We start from the raw sequence: 15,834 nt of genomic DNA, 5'->3' as shown, positions 1-15,834 counted from the left end.
GAAAATCATGAACAAACTTACCATAGTGGGATTAGGGCCTGGGCATCTGAATTATTTGACGATGGAAGCCATGCAGGTGTTAAAGGAGAGTCAAGTCGTCTACCTGAGAACGGATAAACATCCGGTGATCGACTCCCTTAAAGAGATGGGTGTCTCCTTTGAAAGTTATGATTACCTCTATGAGACGTCGGAAGAATTCGATGAGGTCTACCAGGGAATAAAGAACGATATACTCGAAAAGTTGAAAATATCGGATATCACGTATGCCATACCAGGCAATCCCTTTGTGGCTGAAAAAACAGTTCAGCTTCTGATGAGCGAATACGGCGCAGACATGATTCGCGTGGTCCACGGGACCAGCTTTTTGGATGCGATCATCACAAGGCTTGGAGTCGATCCTGTTGATGGAATGCGGATTGTCGACTGTCTAAAGCTTGACCAGGCGTATGCCGCCAATGATGATGCGATGGTCTGCATACAGTGTTATGACGCTATTGTCGCTTCAGAGCTCAAGATTTGGCTGTCTGAAATGTACATGGATGACCACCCTGTGGTCGTCCTCAAGGCTGTAGGCATTCCTGAACTTGAAGAAATTGTCCACCTTCCACTTTATGAGCTCGACAGATATCAGGGATATGACCACCTGACTTCTGTAGTTGTCTTGAAAAACAAGGCGACTAAAAGGGCGTCCTATGATGATCTTGTCAGAATCATGAAGCTCCTGAGAAGCGAGAACGGTTGCCCATGGGATAGGGAACAGACTCATGTGACGTTGACTCCCTATGTTTTAGAAGAAGCTTATGAAGTCGCAGAAGCGATCGTCTCGGGTGATCTTTTCGCACTTGAGGAAGAACTGGGAGATCTCTTGCTACAAATCGTTTTCCATGCTCAAATCGGTCGTGAAAACGGCGATTTCGCCATGGCTGAGGTACTTGATGGAATCTGTGAAAAGATGGTTTCGAGACATCCTCATGTGTTTGGTGAGATCACAGCTCTTAACAGTGAAGAGGTATTAGACAACTGGGAAGCGATAAAAAAAGAAGAAAACAAACATGAGACGGTCACCGATACGATGATGAAGTTCGGTAAGAGCCTGCCGGCACTTTTTAGAAGCTACAAGGTTCAACATAAAGCTTCAAAAGCAGGATTCGATTGGAAGGAACTTGATCCAGTGTTCAAAAAACTGCATGAGGAGATCGACGAACTCAAAGAAGCGCTTAAAAATGAATCCAGCGATGGGATAGCGGAAGAGACCGGCGATTTATTATTCACAGTTGTCAATATTGCAAGGAAATTACAGGTGGATGTCGAATTATGTCTTCATCAGGCGACTGACAAATTCATCGATCGATTTTCTCGCGTAGAGGCGGAATTCACTAGCTTAGGGCGAAAAATGGAAAATTCTGACTTGGAAATGCTCGAAAAAGCATGGGAACGGGCAAAAAAGTGAAAATTTTCTAAAGAAATTGTAAAAAAGACTTGAAAAACACTGATATTTCAAGCTAATATGTAGATAGCGATTATTGCTATTCATGCATTTTAAATACTTTAAGGAGGTACTATTGTGAATAAAGCCGAATTGGTAACTAGCATTGCAGAAAAATCAGGTCTTACTAAAAAAGACGCAGAACTTGCTCTTAACGCATTCATGAACTCTGTAGAAGAGGCGCTTGCAAAAGACGAGAAAGTTCAATTAGTAGGTTTTGGTACTTTTGACGTAAGAGAAAGAAAGTCAAGAAAAGGCAGAAACCCAAGAAATCCTGAGCAAGTTATTGACATCCCAGCTTCAAAGGCTCCTGTATTCAAAGCAGGTAAAGCTCTTAAAGAATTAGTAAACGCATAATATTACATAAAAGCAGCCAACCAGCTGCTTTTTTCTTTGGGGAAAATAACTATAGGCAGATAGTCAGTGGTGTGAACTGGCATCTTGTTGTATAATTGGATTGTTATTAACTGAGAAAAGATATGATTGAACTTATGTCTTTTACTCGACTAGAAAGTTAAGAGGAAGAGATTATGCGATTGGATAAATATTTAAAAACCTCAAGGATCATAAAAAGGCGCACGATTGCCAAGGATGCCTGCGATCAGGGGCGTATCATGGTTAATGATATGGTGGCTAAAGCAGGTCATGTGGTTAAGTTGGGCGACATCATCACAATTACGTTTGGAAACCGTACAAGTAAATATGAAGTATTGAGCTTAAGTGAACACGTAAAAAAAGAGGAAGCTCTTGAAATGTATAAACAATTGCAATAAATTTGAAAGTCAGCTATAAATTTTAAGGCCAAGTTACCGATAAGTTATATGGGAAGTGATATGATGGCTAAAAAAAAATTGAGAATCATCAGAAGAAACCGCTTTGTTTTTTTGGGCGTTCTTATCATTGCGGTGCTTTGCCTGCTTGTGTGGACGAATCAGGAAATCAAGTTGAAGGAGATGGCATACGACCAGAAGCATTATGAAGAGGTGAAAGCCACATTAAGCGCTGAAGTGGAAGAGCTGCGTGTTCAAGTAGACGCGCTCGGTTCCGACGAAGCGATAGAAGAGTATGCAAGAGAACGGCTTCAAATGATAAAAAAAGATGAAATCCAATATATTATTAAAGAAAAACCCGAGTAAGAAGGAGGGGCATTGTGGCAACGGCCGTTGGTGAGATTGTAAAAGGTAAGGTAGTCAGCATTACTAAATTTGGTGCATTTGTTCAGCTCAAATCCGGAGAGACCGGATTATGTCATATTTCAGAAGTTAGTGCCAGCTATGTCAAATCAGTTGAAGACCATCTTTCTGTTGGAGATGAAGTTACCGTTAAGGTGATCTCATTTGATAAAGGCAAGATGAGCGTATCCATCAAAGAAGCACAAGCTCAACCCGATCCGTTAAAGACTCCAAGTCAAAAAAAACCTTCCGAAAAAGTTAAAACAGAGTATCATGCGGATCGTTCAAAGGACAGTTATGAGCGACCAAAGGGAAGAGGCAATGACTTTGAATCCATGTTGTCCCAGTTCATCAAAACAAGTGATGATAATCTAAAAGGGGTAAAGAAGTCCTCTAAGTCAAGACGAGGAAACGGGCATCAAAGTGGTAGAGAGTAAAAACATCCGAAGCTGAAGCTTCGGATTTTCTGTATATTAAGGAGTCAAGGATGATAAAAGCCGCAATCGATATTGGAACAAACTCAGTGAGGTTACTGCTATGCGAACTAAGTGGTGATAAGATTGTTTGGAAAGAAAAGAAGCTTGAAATGACAAGGATAGGAAAAGATGTCGACGCGACCAAAGCCCTTGACGGTAAAAGGATGACGGATACCGTGAATGCGTTAAAGGCGTATAAAGGCATCCTTCTTGAAAACGGCCTGACCACTTGTCCTGTTTTTGCGACCAGCGCTGTAAGAGACGCCTCGAATCGAATCGAGTTTGTAAACCTGGTCAAGCTAGAGACCGGATTTGATATTCAAGTGATCACAGGGGTCGAAGAAGCGAATTTAGGCTTTATGGGTGTCGCCCTCGGAGCGGGATCGGATGCGAATACGTTCTTGGTTGTCGATATCGGCGGAGGTTCGACAGAACTGATTGTCGGAACCCGTGACGGAAAGGTTCTGTTCGCACACAGCTTGGACATCGGAGCGGTGAGGATGACCGACAGACATGCCCTTAAACACGAAAGCGGTCAAGTCGAGTTCGAACCTGTCAGGACGGATGTGGACAGGGGGATAGATAGCATCATGGAGGAACTTGGAAAGTTTGAAATCGGTGCATGCATCGGAATCGGTGGCACGATAACGACACTAGGAGCGATGGACTTGAAGATGGATGAGTACGATGCCGATAGAATTCAAAATCATAAGCTTTCGAGAAGGACGATCAGCGGACTCGCAGACAGGCTTATACGGGCAAGTTTGGATGAGAAGCTTCTGATGACGGGACTAATGCCAAAACGTGCCGACATCATCGCAGCTGGAGCGACCGTCATGGATGAGATCATGCAAAAGCTATCCATCGAGGAGGTTGCGGTCAGTGATTATGATAATCTTGAGGGAGCAATTTTCAAAGAGTTGTTGACATGTAATTAAGGCTCGTGTATACTACTAAAGGTATTCGGCGGCGTAGCTTAGTTGGCTAGAGCGTTCGGTTCATACCCGAGAGGTCGGTGGTTCGAGTCCACTCGCCGCTACCATATCTTTAAAGTAAAAGCCTTGTTGCCTGCAACAAGGCTTTTTTAAATTTATTCATATCGTATTCATATTCAGGTGCTAAAGTGGAGGCATGCTTATGAAGATCAGATTCGCAAAACAAACGGATAAGGACGCAATCCTTGCATTTACGAAGGATACCTGGGACGGTTACGATTACATTCATCATGTGATCGACCACTGGCTCAGTGATGAGGAAGGCGAGTTGCTTGTAGCGGAGCATGAAGGTCGCGCTGTAGCACTTGCCCGCACTACTCATCTTGGCGATGGAATCTACTGGTTGGAAGGTTTGAGGGTCGCGAAGGAAGCCAGGCAGCTAGGCATCGGAAAAATGATTGCAAGAGCGCAGCTTGAGTCGTTGAAGAAACTCAAACCTGTCAAAATAAGATTGTCGACCTATTATTTGAACCACAGCATCCCCATCATCGAGCAAATGGGATTCATACGGATAGGCGAGTTTTTAGCCTTATACTGTGATATCTCGGATAAAGCAAGCGGATACAGGCCTACAGTAGAAATCATAAAAGGTGATGCTTCAGCATGTCTGGCCTATTTGAAAGAGAAGGGGCTAGGTTGTGGAATGATTGGCATGGACTGGGTATTTAAGGGTGTGTCAGCATCCATACTTGCCGAATGTCAGTCAAGGGGGGACCTTTATCATATCGAAGGAGATTATTTCGTTTTGACGACTCAACATGCCAAAGACAATATCTTATCTTTGGTCGTGTTCAGTACAGGTCATCTGAAAGAAATTGTCGCATTTGCCATCGATAAGGCGCTTCTTTCGCACCGTGAAGGGATCCATATCATGAGCGATGATGAACAGATCATCCACGCTCTTAAGAAAGAGGGATTCTCTTCAGAAGGTGATGTGAATCGGGATACGTTTGTTTATGAACTGAGTGGTGAGCCATTATGAGAAGTTCAATCGATGAAGTTCTAGAGGTTCTTAAAGAAAACTGTCAGGTTGAACCAGGTGACAAAATTCTGATTGCGGTGAGTGGTGGAGCGGATTCCATGGTTTTGCTCGACATGCTTCAGGTGTTGAGCCCAAGCAGCGGTTTTACAATCGGAGTTTGCCACCTGGACCATATGTACCGCGGTGACGAAGCCATCGGCGATGCGGTGCTTGTGAAGGACTACTGCAAGGAAAATCAAATTCCCTGTTACAGCTACAGAAGGCCGATAGAAAAAATCGCGAGTGCTCAAGGCAAAGGCTTTGAGGAGATGGCAAGGTCCATAAGATATTCTTTGTTCGATGCGCTGGCCAAAACAGAGGGGTATACCCATTTGGCAACAGCACATCATATGGATGATCAGGCCGAAACAGTCTTGATGCACCTCTTCAGAGGATCAGGACTTGATGGACTTAAAGGTATCAGGTACAAGAGCGGAGTTAAGATCAGACCGCTGTTAAACCTCACTAAGTTTGAACTACTCGAATATGCGATCAGAAACAAAGTACCGTATAGAGAAGATAAAAGCAATTCGGATACAAGGTTTTCAAGAAATAAAATCAGAACAGAGCTGCTACCGCTCCTTAAAAGGGATTATGACCCACAAATAGTCGCTCATCTTAATCAGTTGAGTCAACTTGTCGTTGAGGATGTCTCCGTGCTTGACCGGATTACCGGCGAGGCCTATGCTAAGCTGGTGACAACAAAGGACGAACATCACTATGTTGATAGGGAGATGTTCCTAAGTGAATCAAAAGCGATTCAAAGAAGAGTGCTAAGACATATTTTTGACTTTGAGAACGGTCATGTGAAGAACGTGCTTAAATCGCATATCGACGCCCTTGTCGATTGGATTGAAGCGGGGAGAACCGGTTCTGTGATGAATTTTCATGGAATTCGTTTCGAACATCGAGGAAACTATGTCAAGTTCATGCTCGAGTCCCGGTTCGATCAGCTCGGTCTGAAAGCGGATAAACGCTTAAGTATGGGCACGCATGAGCTGCAAGACTGGGGACTTCGGATTGTCGTAGAAAGCGTGGACGAAGCCGGCGCCTCAAATGCGAATGAAATGGTCATAGAGCGCTCAGTCTTTGAGGAAGGTATCCTGATCAGAACCAGACGTGAAAAAGATAAAATACGACTGGCAGGTATGGGTGGAAGCAGTAAAAGTGTAAAAAAATTATTAATCGATTTAAAACTCTCAGCAGATGAGAAAGCATCTGTACCGCTTATAGCTAGCAGTGATGAAGTGCTTTGGGTGGTAGGAAGAAGAAAATCGATTTATGCGCAAAGTCAAAAAAAAACAGGTGATTTTGTGAGGATTACCATCCAATCGTTGTGAGCCCTTTTTAAGTGTGATAGAATATAAAGGATTTCCAAAGTGCAGAAGTATTTCTTACAACACGTATATTATGAATTTTAGCAATTCGAGGAGGATAAATATGAGGAAGTTTTTTAAGGGAGCCACGGTATATATTGTCATATTCCTGGTGATCTTATTAGTGGTTAGCTTCTTTTCTGAAAAGACGGAAACTACAACGGAATTGGCGATTTCTGATGTCATCAAGCATCTAGAATCGGATAATGTCAAATCCATTAAGATTGAGAGCAATAAGATTCAAGGTGTTTTAGATTCAGGTAGCGCGTTTACATCCTATGTGCCGACCACACTTGAAGAAGCGGTCGGTCAAGAGCTTTATAACAAGATCTTAAATACGGATCTACTGCTTGATGGCGATGCGCCTCAGGCCAGACCTTTCATCCTAGACCTTTTACCGATGATCTTCATGGTACTGATCTTTGTCGTATTCTGGTTCTTGTTCATGCAGAACTCACAAGGTGGAGGCAACAAGGTCATGTCATTCGGCAAGTCGCGTGCTAAGCTGCACAAAGACGAAGACCAAAAGAAAATCTGCTTTGATGATGTAGCGGGACTTAAAGAAGAAAAAGAAGAAATGCAAGAAATCGTAGACTTCTTGAAGGCTCCAAGAAAATACATCGACTTGGGTGCCAGAATTCCTAAAGGAATCCTGATGGTGGGCCCTCCTGGTACAGGAAAGACCTACCTTACAAAAGCGGTTGCCGGTGAAGCGGGGGTACCCTTCTTTAATATTTCGGGTTCTGATTTTGTAGAAATGTTCGTAGGTGTCGGTGCCTCTCGTGTACGTGACATGTTTGAGAACGCCAAAAAGAACTCACCTTGCATTATCTTTATCGATGAAATCGATGCTGTAGGTCGTAAACGTGGCGCAGGCTTAGGCGGCGGCCATGATGAACGTGAACAGACGCTTAACCAATTGCTTGTCGAGATGGACGGCTTTGGAGAAAATGAAGGAATCATCATTATTGCGGCGACGAACCGTCCTGATATCCTAGATCCGGCGCTTTTAAGACCAGGCCGTTTCGACAGGGAGATCACTGTAGGACTGCCAGACATCAAAGCCCGTGAGGAAATCCTACTGGTTCATGCTAAAAACAAACCCATGTCCGAACTTGTGGACTTTAAAGTGGTTGCAAGAGGAACACCGGGTTTCACACCTGCAGACCTTGAAAACGTCCTAAATGAAGCGGCGATTTTGTCCGCCAGATATAATCATAAGAAAATCACAATGGACACGATCGAACAAGCGACTACTAAACTGATCGCCGGTGTCGAGAAGAAAAGTAGAGTCGTCAATCCAAAAGAGCGCAGGCTTACCGCTTTCCATGAAGCGGGCCATGCCGTACTTGCCAAATTGATGCCAAACACGGATCCTGTACATCAGGTAACGATCATCCCAAGAGGACGCGCAGGCGGATTTACGCTTCAGCTTCCTACAGAGGATAGAAGTTATCGTACAAAGGGTCAGATGGAAAATGAACTGATCGTACTTCTAGGTGGTAGGATCGCAGAAAAATTAGTGCTTCATGATATCTCAACCGGTGCGTCGAACGATCTTCATCGAGTGACACAAATCGCAAAAGCGATGGTTACGAAATATGCGATGAGTGACAACTTATCTCAAATGTCTTATGGCTCGGAAGAAGAAGTCTTCATCGGCCGCGACATGGGACAGATGAAAAACTTCTCAGATCGTGTACAGGCTGAAATCGATAGGGAAGTCAGCGCCATCGTGGACACGGCATATGAAAAGGCACTTACTCTACTTGAAGAGAATATGGACAAGCTTCACAGGATCGCGGAAGCGCTTCTGGAGTTTGAAACAATCAATGGGGAAGAGTTCGAAGCCGCATATGAATCCGGTAGCGAAGCCGTTACTGCAATCAGGGAAGCCAACAAAGGCAAAATGGCCAATACCTTGTTTGTTCAACCTGAAAGTGAAGAGATTTCTCTTGAGAAAAAGGAATTGGTTGAAGCGCAGACAAAAGATGAAGTTACTTTTGAAGCGACAATCGATGACATGACAAAAGCCGAAGAGGATGCTGAAGTCCCAAAAGAGACTAAAGTTGAAGACGAGGCTAAAATCGAAAAAACCGAGAAATAAATTGAAGCGGATCAAATTGATCCGCTTTTTTTATTTGTTAAACTTTTTTACCTGTGTTAAGCTAACGGAAGAAATCGAATAATTCTTCCGACAGTTAAAGAAAGAGGTGCCTAAATGGAACTGAAATTGAAGATAGGTCAATGTGCAAAGGTGGAACGCATCGTAGGTGAGAATGACACCGCCGCAGCGTTCGGAAGCGGTGAAGTGAGGGTGTTTGCGACACCAATGATGATTGGACTTATGGAAAACGCCGCCCTTAAGGCGGTTGATTCGGATTTGCCTGAGGGGTATGCGACAGTAGGTATCCATCTGGATGTAAAGCATTTGGCTGCGACGCCTGTGGGTATGAAGGTGTGGGCAGAGGCCGAACTGATAAAAATTGATGGTAAAAAGCTTACTTTCAGCCTTAAGGCCTTTGATGAATTAGACTTAATTGGTGAAGGAACCCATGAAAGATATATCATACCATTCGAAAAGTTTGTTCAAAGCGCTGAAAACAAAGGAAAGTAATATACTCTGAAAAGTTATATTGTTAAAGTATTGGCAGGCAGTTAAGAATATGTTACAATTACGACAGAAACGTTTTCAGAGTTATCTGACTACGGGCACTTGTCTGAACTCACTTGGTGATTCATCATCACTTTTCGGTATTGTTCTTACGGCACGGCAGATTTATTGCTGTGCTTTTTTAGTGTGGAAAAGCAAAAACACGAACATTGCGCTTCATTCAAAGGATATATTAAGTTTTATTAGCCATTTAAATGAAGGCTAGTCAACTGGAATGTTCATCTGTTAGAATAAACAGGAAGACGAAATACAGGAGGAAGTCACGTGAGAACAATCCATGTCGATCAGATTACAAACGCGGTTGCAAAAATGTGTATGGAAGCTAATTTTCATTTACCTGATGATGTAAAACAAAGACTCATCGAGATGAAAAACAAAGAGGAATCACCGATTGGTGTAGGAATACTTGAAGATATCATCTTGAATGCGAACATGGCCAGCGAAAACGAAGTCCCTATGTGTCAGGATACTGGGATGGCAGTGTTTTTTATCGAACTAGGCCAGTCACTGATGATTGAAGGAGGCCTTCTTGTTGATGCGGTCAATGAAGGGGTCAGACAGGGGTATACGAAGGGATTTTTAAGAAAGTCGGTCGTAGCAGATCCTTTAAGAAGAAAAAACACGGGCGACAATACGCCTGCGGTCATACATTTAGATCTTGTGGACGGCGATAGGCTAAAGATCGTATTCGCTCCTAAGGGGTTCGGCAGTGAAAACATGTCCAGATCAAAGATGCTTAAGCCGGCAGACGGTGTTGACGGCGTCATCGATTTTGTGCTAAAAACCGTTTCACTAGCAGGACCAAATCCATGCCCTCCGATAGTTGTCGGTGTCGGAATCGGCGGAACGCTCGACAAGGCGGCGCAGATAGCCAAACACGCATTGACACGGGAGATAGGGTCGGTGCACGGGGACGACTATTATCAAGAGCTCGAAACCCTATTGCTTACCAAGGTGAACGCGCTGGGAATCGGTCCCCAAGGCTTAGGCGGAAAGACGACGTGCATCGCGGTACATGTGGAAGCCTACCCTACGCATATCGCCGGACTACCGGTTGTTGTCAATATCAACTGCCATGCGGCAAGACACGACGAAGTTATCTTATAGGAGGCTGTCATGAGTGAAGATATCAGACTTGAAACCCCTTTAACAAGAGATAAGGTGTCAAAACTTAGAGCGGGAGATACGGTTAAAATAACAGGAATCATCTATACAGGAAGAGATGCCGCCCACATCAGATTGAATGAGGCGCTTTCACAAGGCGAGGCACTTCCATTTGACATAAAGGACCAGATCATCTATTATGTCGGTCCATCACCAGCAAAACCCGGAAACGTGATCGGATCGGCAGGTCCGACGACCAGCTACAGGATGGACGGTCTGACAGTACCGCTTTTCGAGCAGGGTCTAACCGGAATGATCGGAAAAGGCGCTAGAAACAGTGTCGTCATCGAAGGAATGAAAAAATATGGAGCAGTCTATTTTGCCGCTATCGGCGGTGCGGGCGCACTGATTGCAAGCACGATTAAAAATAGCACAATCGTATGTTATGAAGATTTAGGACCAGAAGCTATCAGAAGACTTGAAGTGGTTGATTTTCCGGCAGTCGTCGTAATCGACTCCAAAGGCAACAACCTATATGAAACCGAAAGAGCAAAGTACGCCGTGGAGGTATAAGATGGATTACAATAGGCTATCAATCGAACTACATGAGAAACATAAAGGTAAACTGGAAGTCGTCAGCAAGGTCAGTGTGGAAAACAAGGATGATCTATCCATCGCATATACTCCAGGTGTCGCAGAGCCATGCAGAAGAATCCATGAGAATAGGGACGATGTCTATAAATATACCGTCAAGGGCAATATGGTGGCTGTCGTAAGTGACGGAACGGCGGTGCTTGGACTTGGCGATATCGGTCCCGAAGCCTCGCTTCCGGTAATGGAAGGTAAGGCGGTTCTCTTTAAGAACTTTGCGAATGTGGATGCGTTTCCTATCGTATTGAACACTAAATCCGTGGACGAGATCGTTAGAACGGTTGAACTGATCGCTCCTGGATTCGGCGGGATAAATCTTGAGGATATCGCGGCTCCCAGATGTTTTGAAATTGAAAGACAACTCAAATCCAAATTGGATATTCCCGTATTCCATGATGACCAGCACGGTACCGCCATTGTCGTGGCCGCCGGTCTGATCAATGCGCTGAAACTTAAAAAGCAAGCTTTCTCCGATATCGAGGCTGTGATCAACGGACCAGGATCTGCGGGAATCGCCATTGCCAAACTACTAATTCAGCTGGGCATCAAGAATGTGGTGCTTTGCGGCAAGCAGGGGATACTGACAAAAGACATGCAAAGCATCAACAGCGAGCAGCGTCTGATGCTTGATATCACGAACAAGAACGACGAGAGCGGAACGCTTTGTGACGCACTTAAGGGTAAGGATGTCTTTATCGGAGTATCTGCCCCGAATGTGGTCACTGAAGAAATGATCGCATCTATGAACAAGGATGCTGTGGTATTTGCGATGGCCAACCCTATCCCAGAAATCATGCCTGAGCTGGCAATCAAAGCCGGAGCGCTTGTGGTCGGGACTGGAAGAAGCGATTTTCCGAATCAGGTGAACAACGTACTTGCTTTCCCTGGAATCTTCAGAGGAGCACTTGATGTCCGTGCAAGCGACATCAACGAATCAATGAAAATAGCAGCAGCTTATGCTATTGCAGAAACAATCGGCGATGACGAGATAACTCCTGAGTATATTCTACCCAAGGCGTTTGATACCCGCATTGCACAAAATGTTTCTGAAGCTGTAAAAGAAGCGGCACGCAAATCCGGCGTCGCACGCGTATAAAAGATATTGCACATCATCAGACACATTGTACTTTTTAATGAGTTGTAGGTAACGACCTTACCTGCTTGCCTTATTGAAAGCGCAGTACTAATCCTAAAAAAGGGTAAGTACTGTGCTTTTTTGTTGGCTTTCGCGAGGCTGACATCTTGCACTTCAAAATGGTCGGGGGGACTGGCCAATAGACAAAGAGGAGGTTTTAGCATGAGTTTCGATTTTATAGGTTGGTTGATGAATCCTTACGTGCTGATGTTCGTAGCGGTATTCACAGGTCTATTATTCGGCAAAATCAAATTTGGAAAATTCAATTTTGGAGTTTCCGGCACACTTTTCACAGGACTCATCTTAGGTTGGTTGGCAATGGGATATGCCAAGCAATTTGGAGAATCCGACACAGCATTCAAATCTGCTTCTAAATTAATCTCTGCAGGAGTTATTCCTAAGGAATTCTTTACTATTTTTCTAATTCTTTTCGTAGCGGCTGTCGGTCTGCTGGCGGCGAAAGATATGGCTGTGGTACTGAAGAAGTATGGTGTTAAGTTCATTATCCTAGGCGTTCTGATCACAGCGGTAGGCGCTGCGGCGACTTATGGAATGACATTCGTAAGTAGCGGCTCTAATCCTTATGAAGTATCGGGCGTTTACACAGGAGCCTTGACTTCTTCTCCTGGACTTGCGGCAGCGATTGAGACCGCTCAAGCGCACTCCACAGAAGCTGTAGCTGAATATGACACGCTTTCGGATGAGAAAAAGGCTAAAATGCTTGATCGCTTGGATAAGACGGGAGCGCTTACTCCTGAAAACACTCCAAGTCTATCCGCGGAACAGCAAAAGCAGTACATCACCAACGCTCAGGCGGGAATCGGCGTAGGACATGCTATCGGGTATCCTTTTGGCGTCCTGATTGTGATCATCGCGGTGAACTTCCTTCCTAAAATGTTCCGTATCAATGTTGAAGAGGAGCATAAGGCCTTCAAGCTTGAAATGGAAGAGGCGAAAAATGGTCATGGCGCCAGGGAGATTCCCGAAGCATCCTTTGATCTGATCGCTTTCGCCATTGCATGTTTCTTCGGTTATACCCTAGGGATGATCAAGATAAAAATGGGCTTCCTCGGTGATTTCAGTCTAGGAGCTACAGGTGGAGTATTGATCGGTTCGTTGATCTTAGGTTACATCGGCAAGATCGGTCCTGTCACATTCAGAATGAACTCTAAAATACTGGGTGTGGTAAGACAGCTTTCCTTAGCGTTCTTCCTTGGTGTAGTCGGCCTCAGATACGGTTTCAAAGTATTCGACGCTCTTCTCGGAGACGGCTGGCTACTTGCTGTAGTGGCCCTTGTTGTAGGCTTTGTAGCGATGACAGTTGGTTTTATCGTCGGACACTATATTTTCAAAATCAATTGGATCATGCTTTCGGGAGCAATTTGTGGAGGAATGACATCGACTCCTGGTCTTGGAGCTGCGATCGACGCTGTAGACAGCGATGATCCGGCTGCAGGTTATGGAGCGACGTACCCGTTCGCCCTTTTAGGAATGGTAATCTTCACAATCATCCTTCATAAGCTGCCGATGTAGCATGAATGGGGTTTTAAATTGCTGATTTAATTGTTAAAATGGCTATATGGTTCAGTGTATAAGTTTCATGTACGATTGGAGGAAGACACCTTGAATGAAAATATCATCTTTGTTACAGGGTATGCAAAATTACCACAGGGGATCACAGCAACAGAGCTGTACACGGTTATCGCAGTAGGTGTTCTCCTTGACAGGGAAACAGGACTGATCACCGATGTCGACTGTTCGCTAGTCACCACGGTGGCTAGGCAATTCGTGAAGGAACTGATCGTCGGAAAAAGCATTCTCGATCTTGAATCGATTGAAAAGGCGTTTACTGAGAGGTATCACGGTTCCGCCAGAAAAGCCCTGCTTTCTTCCCTGAAGATTATCAACGAAAAGTACCAGAACATTCTAAAGAACAAAGAAACGATAGATGAATAGCATTCAAATGACGGACTGTGTACAGGCGCTACTACCCTAGTGCTGAACCCACGCAGTCGAGAGTCGGAGGTTTTCAACAAGAAAACCACTGACTCTTTTTTTATTCAAGGTGCTTGAACACATGATTTATGATGGAGGTTAAGGATGGATTATACTCGTATAAGAAGTGAAGCGCTTAAATCGAAAGTGATGACCGCCGAAGAAGCGGCGATGATGATTAAAGACGGAATGACGCTTGCAACAAGCGGATTCACACCTTCTGGTTACCCGAAGGCGGTTCCCAAAGCGCTTGCAAACCGTGCTGAAAAAGGCGAAAAAATCGGTGTGACACTGATCACAGGTGCGTCGGTAGGTGATGAACTTGATGGAGAACTTTCGAGGACAGGCGTGTTAAAAAGAAGGTTTCCTTATCAAACGAATACCGCCAGTAGAAATGCGATCAATGATGGATCTGTCTGTTATCAGGATATGCATCTTTCACATGTGCCGCAGTTTATCGAATATGGATTTTTCGGAAAAATCGACATCGCAATCGTAGAAGCGATAGCGATCAATGAGGATGGTGGAATCGTGCCGTCCACTTCAGTCGGAATCTCGCCTCAGGCGATCAAACATGCCGATAAGGTGATCATCGAGATAAACACATCTCAACCGATGGCGCTTGAGGGTGTTCATGACATCTACTTTACCGAAAAACCGCCTTTTAGAAAGCCGATTCCAATTGAACATTCAGGAGACCGCATAGGTACGACTTATATTCCATGTGACCCTGATAAAATCGCTGCGATCGTTTTCTGCGATGTTCAGGATAATGTCAGACCCCTTGGAGCGATCGATGAAGATTCTAAGGCGATATCTGCACATATCATCAAGTTTCTAAAAGACGAGGTTAAAGCGGGCAGATTGCCTGAGAACCTACTGCCTCTTCAATCAGGTGTTGGATCAGTTGCCAATGCAGTGCTTGGCGGACTGGTCGAATCGGACTTCACTGACTTGACCTGTTATACAGAAGTCATTCAGGATTCCATGTTCGACCTAATCGATGCAGGTAAAGTCACAGTGGCTTCTGGTACTTCATTCACACCATCGTCAGAAGGTCTAGTCAGACTGATGGACAACATAGATCACTATGCTAAACATTGTATTTTGAGACCTATGGAGATATCAAACCATCCTGAGGTGGCAAGAAGACTGGGTGTCATTGCAATGAACACGGCAATCGAATTTGATATCTACGGTCATGTAAACTCAACGAATATCATGGGTTCAAGAATGATGAACGGCATAGGCGGTTCCGGTGATTTTACAAGAAACGCATATCTTTCGATATTCACAACGGTTTCTACAGCCAAGGGAGGCGATATTTCATCAATCGTTCCTAAGGCGTCTCACATAGACCACACTGAACATGATGTTTCAGTTGTAGTCACAGAGATTGGACTTGCTGACCTAAGGGGACTTAATCCGATAGAACGAGCTGAGGCGATTATCGAAAACTGCGCTCATCCGGATTACAGACCTATGTTGAGAGACTACCTGACTAGAGCCAGAGAAGGAAAGTTCAAGCATCAGCCGCATGTGATAGGCGAGGCGCTTTCCTGGCATGAACGTTTCTTGAAAACGGGCTCGATGAAGCTAAGCAAATAGCCAAATGTTACAGCCTCTAAATACATGTTACAACATCAAAACAAAATAATAGGAAGGCACCAGCTGCTAATCTTTATAATGCAATTTGAGAAGCTTGCATATTATAATTAAGTTAAGCGGTCTGTGTAACTTACTTTATTA

The 15,834-nt window shown here is 44.4% G+C and carries 16 protein-coding genes and 1 tRNA gene; all 17 read left to right on the top strand.

From position 1 onward, the window contains the following. The first annotated feature begins 7 nt into the window (after nt 1-7). Nucleotides 8-1,450, top strand: a complete 1,443-nt coding sequence (gene mazG / locus DWB64_RS04160; RefSeq protein WP_129486940.1) for a nucleoside triphosphate pyrophosphohydrolase — start codon at nt 8-10, stop codon at nt 1,448-1,450. 114 nt (nt 1,451-1,564) lie between these two features. Beyond that, complete coding sequence (locus tag DWB64_RS04155; protein ID WP_129486939.1) at nt 1,565-1,843, top strand: HU family DNA-binding protein; 279 nt, start codon at nt 1,565-1,567, stop codon at nt 1,841-1,843. Nucleotides 1,844-2,016: 173 nt separating this feature from the next. Then, nucleotides 2,017-2,259, top strand: coding sequence for an RNA-binding S4 domain-containing protein (locus DWB64_RS04150; protein WP_129486938.1), 243 nt, complete (start codon nt 2,017-2,019; stop codon nt 2,257-2,259). Nucleotides 2,260-2,322: 63 nt separating this feature from the next. Beyond that, nucleotides 2,323-2,622: a septum formation initiator family protein gene (locus DWB64_RS04145; RefSeq protein WP_164980225.1), complete on the top strand. Its 300-nt coding sequence runs from the start codon at nt 2,323-2,325 to the stop codon at nt 2,620-2,622. A gap of 14 nt (nt 2,623-2,636) precedes the next feature. Continuing rightward, complete coding sequence (locus DWB64_RS04140; protein WP_129486936.1) at nt 2,637-3,095, top strand: S1 RNA-binding domain-containing protein; 459 nt, start codon at nt 2,637-2,639, stop codon at nt 3,093-3,095. 50 nt (nt 3,096-3,145) lie between these two features. Continuing rightward, nucleotides 3,146-4,072 (top strand): Ppx/GppA phosphatase family protein, encoded by a 927-nt coding sequence (locus DWB64_RS04135; RefSeq protein WP_129486935.1) that lies wholly within the window; start codon nt 3,146-3,148, stop codon nt 4,070-4,072. Nucleotides 4,073-4,099: 27 nt separating this feature from the next. Continuing rightward, nucleotides 4,100-4,176, top strand: a tRNA-Met gene (locus DWB64_RS04130). 95 nt (nt 4,177-4,271) lie between these two features. Beyond that, nucleotides 4,272-5,111, top strand: coding sequence for a GNAT family N-acetyltransferase (locus tag DWB64_RS04125; RefSeq protein ID WP_164980224.1), 840 nt, complete (start codon nt 4,272-4,274; stop codon nt 5,109-5,111). Next, entirely contained in the window at nt 5,108-6,490 is a 1,383-nt protein-coding gene (tilS, locus tag DWB64_RS04120; protein ID WP_129486933.1) for a tRNA lysidine(34) synthetase TilS, read from the top strand. The genes DWB64_RS04125 and tilS overlap by 4 nt, the downstream gene beginning before the upstream one ends. Before the next feature lie 100 nt (nt 6,491-6,590). Next, nucleotides 6,591-8,633 (top strand): ATP-dependent zinc metalloprotease FtsH, encoded by a 2,043-nt coding sequence (gene ftsH, locus DWB64_RS04115; protein ID WP_129486932.1) that lies wholly within the window; start codon nt 6,591-6,593, stop codon nt 8,631-8,633. A gap of 114 nt (nt 8,634-8,747) precedes the next feature. Beyond that, complete coding sequence (locus tag DWB64_RS04110; protein WP_129486931.1) at nt 8,748-9,143, top strand: thioesterase family protein; 396 nt, start codon at nt 8,748-8,750, stop codon at nt 9,141-9,143. Between the two features lie 321 nt (nt 9,144-9,464). Beyond that, entirely contained in the window at nt 9,465-10,307 is an 843-nt protein-coding gene (locus DWB64_RS04105; protein WP_129486930.1) for a fumarate hydratase, read from the top strand. Between the two features lie 9 nt (nt 10,308-10,316). Then, a complete protein-coding gene (locus DWB64_RS04100) occupies nt 10,317-10,877 on the top strand; it encodes a Fe-S-containing hydro-lyase (protein WP_129486929.1) in 561 nt (186 codons plus the stop codon). A 1-nt stretch (nt 10,878) separates the two neighbouring features. Beyond that, nucleotides 10,879-12,051, top strand: coding sequence for an NADP-dependent malic enzyme (locus DWB64_RS04095; RefSeq protein ID WP_129486928.1), 1,173 nt, complete (start codon nt 10,879-10,881; stop codon nt 12,049-12,051). Between the two features lie 201 nt (nt 12,052-12,252). Then, a complete protein-coding gene (locus DWB64_RS04090) occupies nt 12,253-13,623 on the top strand; it encodes a hypothetical protein (protein WP_129486927.1) in 1,371 nt (456 codons plus the stop codon). A gap of 90 nt (nt 13,624-13,713) precedes the next feature. Next, a complete protein-coding gene (locus DWB64_RS04085) occupies nt 13,714-14,046 on the top strand; it encodes a DUF3870 domain-containing protein (protein WP_164980223.1) in 333 nt (110 codons plus the stop codon). Between the two features lie 144 nt (nt 14,047-14,190). Further along, nucleotides 14,191-15,693, top strand: coding sequence for an acetyl-CoA hydrolase/transferase family protein (locus tag DWB64_RS04080; protein WP_129486925.1), 1,503 nt, complete (start codon nt 14,191-14,193; stop codon nt 15,691-15,693). The last annotated feature ends 141 nt before the right edge of the window (nt 15,694-15,834 follow it).

The sequence above is a fragment of the Fusibacter sp. A1 genome (assembly GCF_004125825.1).
Lineage (GTDB): Bacteria > Bacillota > Clostridia > Peptostreptococcales > Acidaminobacteraceae > QQWI01.
This window is presented reverse-complemented; position numbering and strand designations above follow the sequence as displayed.